Annotated in this window: 7 protein-coding genes; 5 read left to right on the top strand and 2 right to left on the bottom strand. The window is 66.2% G+C overall.

Annotated elements, in window-relative coordinates; all coding sequences use genetic code 11:
• Nucleotides 1–543: CaiB/BaiF CoA transferase family protein (locus AUP43_RS11350; protein ID WP_198154887.1), on the bottom strand; the 543-nt coding region annotated here is incomplete at its 3' end.
• 55 nt (nt 544–598) lie between these two features.
• On the bottom strand, nt 599–1,456 hold the full coding sequence (locus AUP43_RS11345; RefSeq protein WP_067556799.1) for an IclR family transcriptional regulator: 858 nt from the start codon (nt 1,454–1,456) through the stop codon (nt 599–601).
• Between the two features lie 254 nt (nt 1,457–1,710).
• Between AUP43_RS11345 and AUP43_RS11340 the strand changes: the two genes are divergently transcribed.
• The 5 genes from AUP43_RS11340 to AUP43_RS11320 are packed head-to-tail and all read left to right on the top strand — an operon-like array spanning nt 1,711 to nt 8,267.
• Entirely contained in the window at nt 1,711–2,688 is a 978-nt protein-coding gene (locus AUP43_RS11340) for a TRAP transporter substrate-binding protein (protein ID WP_157089329.1), read from the top strand.
• A gap of 2 nt (nt 2,689–2,690) precedes the next feature.
• Complete coding sequence (locus AUP43_RS11335; protein WP_067556793.1) at nt 2,691–3,197, top strand: TRAP transporter small permease; 507 nt, start codon at nt 2,691–2,693, stop codon at nt 3,195–3,197.
• A 9-nt stretch (nt 3,198–3,206) separates the two neighbouring features.
• The gene (locus tag AUP43_RS11330; protein WP_067556790.1) at nt 3,207–4,502 is read left to right on the top strand and encodes a TRAP transporter large permease; all 1,296 of its coding nucleotides are present in this window, start codon (nt 3,207–3,209) and stop codon (nt 4,500–4,502) included.
• Between the two features lie 37 nt (nt 4,503–4,539).
• Entirely contained in the window at nt 4,540–6,606 is a 2,067-nt protein-coding gene (locus AUP43_RS11325; protein ID WP_084462747.1) for a hydantoinase/oxoprolinase family protein, read from the top strand.
• Nucleotides 6,606–8,267 (top strand): hydantoinase B/oxoprolinase family protein, encoded by a 1,662-nt coding sequence (locus tag AUP43_RS11320; protein WP_067556784.1) that lies wholly within the window; start codon nt 6,606–6,608, stop codon nt 8,265–8,267. Before AUP43_RS11325 ends, AUP43_RS11320 begins: the two co-directional genes overlap by 1 nt.
• Nucleotides 8,268–8,277 lie beyond the last annotated feature (10 nt).

Below are 8,277 nucleotides of genomic sequence, written 5' to 3'. Positions count from 1 at the left end.
GGCGGCCACCGAATCGGCCATGGCGAAGGAGGAGGTCAGCGTCGGCGGCCCATCGGGAAAGCCGGTGAAGGAGGGCACGCCGGAAAACGCCTCCGCCACCGTGCCGTACCCGCCGCGCGTGGCGTAGGGGCCGGTCTGGCCGTAGCCCGAGACGCGCACGAAGACCAGGCCGGGATTGATCTTGCGCAGCTCGTCATAGCCCAGCCCCCAGCGCTCGAAGGTGCCGGGTCGGTAATTCTCCACCAAAATGTCGGCGGTGGCGGCCAGCCGCTTCAGCACCGCCTGCCCCTCCGGCTTGGAGAGGTTCAGCGTGACGTTGCGCTTGTTGCGGTCGATCACCTTCCACCACAGCGACTTGCCGTCCTTCTCCGGCGGGCGGGCGCGCATGGCGTCGCCCTGGGTCGGATGCTCGATCTTCACCACATCCGCGCCGAAATCGGCCATCAGCGTGCAAGATAAGGGCGCTGCGATCATCTGGCCGGCGTCGATGACGCGCAGCCCTTTCAACGGCCCTTCGAACGGCCGGGCGTGCTTGTTGCTCATGGCTTCCCCTGAAGCTCCCCCTGGGATATTGAACGCGAAACCGTGACGGGTAAGGTCAGTCGCCCGGCAGTATTTCCGCCGTGGCAGGATTGGCGAAGGCGGCCACGGCCTTGACGGCCGAGGAGCCCATGGAAAACAGCTCGGCGGTCATGCGCACCACCGTGCCGGCGGCCTCCACATCCTCCGGGCTGAAGGTCTTGCTGAGGCCGGCGACGTCGAAGCAGCCGATGACATGGTTGGGCGCTGCATGGATCGGCGCGGCGACGGCGGTGAGGCCGAGATAGTTTTCATCCACCGCCGTGGCGTAACCCTGGGCCTGCACCTTCTTCATCTCCGCCTCCATCGCCTTGGGGTCGGTGATGGTGTTGGGCGCCACCGCCGGATAAGGCCCGGGGCCGAGCAGATCGGCGCGCGCCTTCGCGCTCAGGCTGGCCAGCAGCACCTTGCCGCTGGCCGCGCCGTGCAGCGGGCTCTTCAGCTGGGTGGCGTGATAGGGCGACAGGGATTCGTTCTCCACCGCCATCTCCACCACCAGGCGCTGCACGCCCAGGAACAGGATGATCGAACTGGTCTGCCGGAACTGGTCGCGCAGGGTGCGCAGATGCTCGCGCGCGTCGCGCCGCAGCGTGTTCAGCGGATGATAGAGGTTCAGCGGCATATAGGTCTTGGGGCTGGCCAGATAGCGCTTCGAGGAATCGCGATAGGCGTATTCGCTCTGCACCAGGGTCTGCAGCAGCCGGTGCACGGTGCTGACCGACTGCCCGACCGCCTCCGCCAGCTCGGTCGCGGTCAAGGGGCGCTGGGCGCCCTGCAACACCTCGACCAGCGCCAGCCCGCGCAGCAGGGAGCCGGTTTCTCCCCGCCCGCTTTCCCCGCGCCCGCCTGCTGTTTCCATCTTCAGATCGTCCGCCAAGCCGTTCCTCCCAGAGGGTTTCGTTCCCATATAGTGGGATTATTTTTACGTATATCAAAAAATCTTTGCAATAAATTTGACAAGCAATCCCGAATATTCCTAGGCTTGACGCCAGAACGACTGCGCTAAGCCATCGAAAAATGAAAAAGCGCTCAGGCGCAGGGGAATTGCGACGGTTCGTTCAGGGAGCTGGCCGGGGCCAGGCACAGTCGATGGCTCCGGCTCACTGCAACATGCATCTGGGGAGATGCGCGATGGGACTCATTCGAAATACCGCTGCTGCGTTGCTGGGCATCGCGATGATGCCGGCATTGGCCCAGGCCGAGACCAAGTGGGATCTGCCGAACAGCCTGTCACCCAACAATTTCCTGACCGGCGTGACCGAGGAATTCGCCGCCGACGTCAAGGAATCGACCGGCGGCAAGCTGGTCATCACGGTGCATCCGGGCGGCTCGCTGTTCCGGCAGAACCAGATCAAGCGGGCGGTGCAGACCGGCCAGGTGCAGATGGGCGACATCCTGCTGTCCAGCTACTCCAACGAAGACCCGATCTTCGGCGTCGATTCGCTGCCGTTCCTGACCTCTAGCTACAAGGATGCCTGGAAGCTCTATCAAGCCTCCAAGCCGGCGCTGCAAAAGCGCATGGCCGAGGCCGGCGCGATGGTGGTCTATGCCGGGCCGCTGCCGCCCCAGGCGCTCTACGCCAAGGACCCGATCACCAAGGCGGCCGACGCCAAGGGACTGAAATGGCGGGCCTATAGCCCGCTGACCTCGCGCCTGGCCGAACTGCTCGGCGCGCAGCCGGTGACCATCATGTCCTCGGAACTGTCGCAGGCGATGGCGACCGGCGCGGTGCACGCCTTCATCACTTCCTCGGGCACCGGCTACGACACCAAGGTGTTCGAGCATTTCAAATATGTCTACGACACCGAAGCCTGGGTGCCGAAAAACCTGATGCTGATGAACAAGGCGGCGTTCGACGCGCTGGATAAGCCGACGCAGGACGCCCTGCTGGCGGCCGCCGACCGGGCCGAAAAGAAGGCCTGGAAGATCAGCGAGGAAAAGCACGCCTGGTACATCAAGGAGCTGGCGGCCAACGGCATGACCGTCGCGCCGCCCAGCCCCCAGCTTAAGGGCGAGCTGGTGGCCATCGGCAAGCAGATGACCGAGGAATGGCTGAAGACCGCCGGGCCGGACGGCAAGGCGATTCTCGACGCTTACGCGAAGCAATAGCCATGCGCCGCGTGCTTGACGGCATCTACGCCGTGAGCGCCGCGCTGGCTGGCCTGTTCCTCGTGGGCGTGTTCGCGATGGTCATGGCCAGCATCGTCAGCAGGGCCGTCGGTGTCTATATCCCAGGCACCGACGCCTATGCCGGCTACTGCATGGCGGCGTCGGGGTTCCTTGCCCTAGCGCCGACCCTGCGGCGCGGTGGTCATATCCGGGTCGAACTGTTCCTGCAGCACCTCTCGCCGGCCCGCCGGCTGGCTTGGGAGCGGGTCTGCGGCGTCATCGGCTGCGCCATCGCCGGCTTCCTGGCCTGGTACTCCATCCGCCTCGCCTGGCAGTCACGGCTGTTCAACGACGTCTCGCAGGGGGCCGACGCCACACCGCTCTGGATTCCGCAGATCGGCATGGCTGCCGGCTGCGTGATCCTGGCGATAGCGCTGGCGGAAATCGTCATCGCCCCCGTCCTCGCCCACAAGCCGGCGACGGACGAGCACGCCTCCATCGTCGACTAGGAGGTCGCCTTGGAAAATGCCCTGGTTTCGGTATCGCTGATCCTGTTCCTGCTGATGCTGCTGGCGGGCGGAATCTGGATCGGCCTGTCGCTGCTCGGCGTCGCCATCGCCGGCATGTTCTTCTTCTCCACCCGCCCGATCGGCGACCCGATGGCAATCGTCATCTGGGACCATGCCGCGAGCTGGACGCTGACCGCGCTGCCGCTGTTCATCTGGATGGGCGAGATATTGCTGCGCACCAAGGTGACGAAAAGCATGTTCTCCGGCCTTACCCCGTGGGTGAATTGGATGCCCGGCCGGCTGCTGCATGTGAACACTGTCGGCTGCACCATCTTCGCGGCGGTCTGCGGCTCCTCGGCGGCGACCTGCGCGACCATCGGCAAGCTGACCATCCCGGAGCTGCGGCGGCGCGGCTATCCCGACAAGATCGTTGTCGGCTCGCTGGCCGGCCCGGCGACGCTGGGCCTGCTGATCCCGCCCTCCATCACCATGATCATCTATGGCGTCTCGGCCGATGTGTCGGTGACCAAGCTGTTCGTCGCCGGCATCCTGCCCGGCATGATCCTGGCCACCATGTTCATAATGTATACGGCCGGCTGGTCGGCGATGAACGCGCGGCTGGTGCCGACGCTGGAGCTGCGCCAGGGCCTGTGGTGGCGATTCTACGAAGGCCGGCATCTGCTGCCCATCCTGGGGCTGATCCTGCTGGTCATCGGCACGATCTATAGCGGCGTCGCCACCCCGACCGAGGCGGCCGCCATCGGCGTCGTCGGCTCGCTGGCCCTGTCGGCCGCCGACCGCACGCTGAACTGGAAGAACTTCGTCGAAGGGGTCGCCGGCGCCACCCGCTTGTTCGCCATGATTGCGCTGATTCTAGCCGGCAGCGCCTTCATGACGCTGGCGATGGGCTATATCGGCCTGCCGCGCCATCTGGCGTCGTGGATCACCGGGCTGAACCTGTCCCCGCCGGTGCTGATCCTGCTGCTGACCGTGCTCTACGCCATCCTGGGCTGTTTCCTGGAGGGCGTGGCGATCATCGTGCTGACGGTGGCGATCATCCTGCCGACCATCCAGGCGGTCGGCCTGGATCTGATCTGGTTCGGCATCTTCGTCGTCGTCGTTGTCGAGATGGCGCAGATCACCCCGCCGGTCGGCATCAATCTGTTCATCATCCAGGGTTTGAGCGGCCTTCCGTTGGAGAAGGTGTCGCTCTACGTGCTGCCCTACTTCCTGATCATGCTGGTCATGATCGCCCTCATCTACCTGTTCCCGGAAATCGTCCTGTGGCTGCCGTCCCAGGTATGACCTTCGCCGTGCAAGAAAGGATTAATCGGTGTCCGCAATGTCAGTGAGAATCGGTGTCGATGTCGGAGGCACATTCACCGACCTCTTCCTCGTCGAGAATGCGACGGGCAGGACGCACAGGCACAAGCTGCCCTCCACCCCCCGCCGGCCGACCGAGGCCCTGATCGAGGGCGTGCGGCAGATATTGGCCAATGCCGGGTTCGAGGGAGGCGACGTGGAATTCCTCGGCCTCGGCACCACGGTCTCGACCAACGAGCTGTTGGAGCGCAAGGGCGCGCTGACCGGCCTGATCACCACGCGCGGATTCCGCGACCTGCTGGAGATCGGCCGCCAGTCCCGCCCGCATGTCTACGACCTGTTCGCCTCCAAGCCCGCCGTGCTGGTCGAGCGGCGGCGGCGGCTGGAAGTGACGGAGCGCATCGATTTCGACGGCAGCGTGCTGCGGCCGGTCGATACGGAGGAGGTGCGCGAGGCCGCCGCCGAGCTGGTGCGCCAGGGGGTGAAGAGCATCGCCATCTGCTTCGTCAACGCCTATGCCAACCCGGAGAACGAAATCGCCGCCGCGACGGCGATCCGCCAGGGCTGGCCGGACCTCTATGTCAGCGTGTCGCACGAAATCTCCCCGGAATTCCGGGAATTCGAGCGGCTCAGCTCGGTCGTGGTGAATTCCTACCTGATGCCGGGGACCGACACCTACCTGCAGGAATTCGAACACCAGGTGAAGACCCTGGGTATCCGCCAGCAGCCGTTGTTCATGAATTCGGCCGGCGGCGTCATGGCCCCCAGCCTGGCGGCGCAGCGGCCGATCGACACGCTGTTCTCCGGCCCCAGCGGCGGTGTCAGCGCGGCGCGCCACATCGCCGACCAGATCGACACGCCGGACCTGATCACCTTCGACATGGGCGGCACCAGCACCGATGTCTGCATGATCCGGGGCGGCGAGCCGGAGATGACGCATAACCGCAGCATCGACGGCGTGCCGATCCGCGCTACCGCGCTCGACGTGCATACGGTGGGCGCGGGCGGCAGCTCCATCGCCTGGATCGATGCCGGCGGCCTGCTGCATGTCGGCCCGGAAAGCGCCGGCGCGCAGCCGGGACCGGCCTGCTACGGCCGGGGCGGCGAGAACCCGACCGTGACCGACGCCAACATCGTGCTCGGCCGGCTGCATCCCCAGCATCTGCTGGGCGGCCGGTTGCAGGTCGACCCGGCGCTGGCCCGCGCGGCGATCCAGGACAAGATCGCTGGACCGAAGGGGATGAGCGTGGAGGAGGCGGCCGCCGCGATCCTGGAGCTGTCGAATCACAACATCGCCCAGGCGGTGCGCTACGTCTCGGTCGAACGCGGGCTGGACCCGCAGGATTTCATGCTGATGGCGTTCGGCGGGGCCGGCCCGTTGCATGCCGCCTTCGTCGCGCGGGAGCTGGGCATCCGGCGCGTCCTGATCCCCGGCAGCCCCGGCGTTCTATGCGCGATGGGGGTGCTGACCAAGGATGTCCGCGTCGATTCCAGCCGCACCCGGATCCTGGACGAACGCAGCGACAAGTTCCTCGACCAGCTTCGCTGGGTGGTGGATGAGCTGGACGAAACGGCCGAGCGGTCGCTGACTTTGCAGGGCTATAAGCGCCAGGCCGCGCGGCTGGAATATTCCGCCGATCTGCGCTATGTCGGGCAGAATTACGAGATCAATATCCGCTCCGCCGCGCCCCCGTCGGACGCCAAGGCCTGGGCCGATATGCGCCAGGCGTTCCATGCCGCGCACAAGCGGCAATATGGCTATGCCAGCCTCGACAAACCGCTGCAGATGGTCACCGTGCGCCTGACCGCCGTGGTGCCGATCGAGCGTCCCGACAATCTGGGCGGTGCGGCAGGCGATGCCGAGAATCTGACCGAGCAGGCGAATCGCCGGGTGTTCTTCGCCGAAAGCGGCGGGTTCGTCTCCACGCCCGTCGTGCAGCGCGACGCGCTCACCCAGGGCAACAGCGTCGCCGGCCCGGCCATCATCGAGCAGATGGACACCACGACGATCCTGCCGCCCGGCTTCACCGCCAGCGTCGACGACCATAACAACCTGATCATCACCCAATCCGAGGAGAGCCTGTGATGCGCTACGCACAGGTCGAAATCATCGCCAGCGCGCTCGAAGCCACGACGCGCGAAATGAACGCCACCCTGGTGCGCACCGCCTTCTCGCCGAACGTGAAGGAACGCGCCGACTGCTCCACCGCGCTGACCGACATGCAGGGCCGCACCCTGGCGCTGTTCACCAACGCCCCGGCGCATCTGGGCGCCACGCTGCGGCTGGTGCCGGAAATCCTGAAGCGCTTTCCGCTGGAGACCATCCGGCCGGGCGACGCCTTCCTGGCCAACGATCCCTATATCGTCGGCGTCACCCATCTGAACGATTGCACGGTGGCCGCGCCGATCTTCGTCGAGGGCGAGGCGGTCGGCTTTTCCGTCGCCGTGGCGCATCATTCCGATGTCGGCGGCCGCGTGCCGGGCAGCGAGGCGGGCGATTCCAACTCGATCTATCAGGAGGGCATCCGCATTCCGCCGGTGCAAATCTACCGGGCGGGGGAGCGGCGCAACGACATTATCGAGCTGTTCCTGCTGAATTCCCGCACCCCGCATTTCGGCGAGGGCGATCTGCTGGCGCAGATGGCCGCCGCCGACCGCGGCATCCAGCGCGTGCAGGAACTGTTCGGCCGGGTCGGCACGGCGGCGATGCTGGAGCGGATCGACGAGATGCTGGCCGCCGCCGAGGCGCGCACCCGCCACCAGATTCGCGCCAATCTGAAGCCTGGGCGCTACAGCGCCGAGGATTGGCTGGACGAGGACGGCATCTCCGACAATCCGATCAAGCTGGCCGCCGACGTGACCATCGAGGACGGCCACATCCACATCGACCTCAGCCGCTGCGGCAAGCAGGTCGCCAGCGGCAAGAACATGCCGTGGACCCACACGCTGTCCACCGTTTATTACTGCCTGAAAGTGTTCACCGAGCCGAACCAGCCGATCAATGAAGGGCTGTATCGCTGCGTGACGGTGATCGCGCCGGAAGGCTCCATCGCCAATTGCCGCGCGCCGGCCGGCGTCAGCTCGCGCGGCCTGACCTCGATGATCCTGGCGGACTGCCTGATTGCCGCTCTGGGCCAGGCCGCGCCACAGCGCGCGCTGGCCCCGTCGGGCACCTATCAGGGCATCATCCTGTCGGGCTACGATCCGGTGCGCAGCCGCTATTTCATCGATTACGAGAATTTCTCCGGCGGCCAGGGCGGGCGCGTCTCGGCCGACGGCATGGATGCCGTGCAGCTCCACATCACCAACACCTCCAACCTGCCCATCGAATCGATGGAGGCCGAGTTCCCCGTGCGGGTCGAGCGCTACGAGCTGCTGCCGGACACTGGCGGGCGCGGCAAATATCGCGGCGGGCTGGGGGTGGTGCGCGATCTTCGCATCCTGGCCGAGGATTTGAATGTCGCCACCCGCAGCGCGCGGCAGAAATTCCCGGCTGCCGGCATGGCTGGCGGCGATCCGGGCAGCCTGGGGGCCTTCATCCTGAATCCGGGCGCCGAGGATGAACGCCGCCTGCCCTCCACCAAGTCGGAGATCGCCCTCGCCAAGGGCGACCTGCTGCGCATCCTCACGCCCGGCGGCGGCGGCTTCGGCCCGGAATCGGAGCGCGACCCCAACCGCCTGGCGCATGACATCGCCGATGGCAAGATTTCCGGCGGGTCCGCCGCCGGCACCCGCAGCGCCGCCTAGAGAAGCCGTC

It is taken from the genome of Oceanibaculum pacificum, from assembly GCF_001618175.1.
Classification (GTDB): Bacteria; Pseudomonadota; Alphaproteobacteria; order Oceanibaculales; family Oceanibaculaceae; genus Oceanibaculum; species Oceanibaculum pacificum.
This window is presented reverse-complemented; position numbering and strand designations above follow the sequence as displayed.

What these genes read in the sequence shown, in the direction of transcription:
- AUP43_RS11340 (WP_157089329.1), top strand. Translation starts at nt 1,711, where the DNA reads ATGGGACTCATTCGAAATACCGCTGCTGCGTTGCTGGGCATCGCGATG.
- AUP43_RS11335 (WP_067556793.1), top strand. Translation starts at nt 2,691, where the DNA reads ATGCGCCGCGTGCTTGACGGCATCTACGCCGTGAGCGCCGCGCTGGCT.
- AUP43_RS11325 (WP_084462747.1), top strand. Translation starts at nt 4,540, where the DNA reads ATGTCAGTGAGAATCGGTGTCGATGTCGGAGGCACATTCACCGACCTC.
- AUP43_RS11320 (WP_067556784.1), top strand. Translation starts at nt 6,606, where the DNA reads ATGCGCTACGCACAGGTCGAAATCATCGCCAGCGCGCTCGAAGCCACG.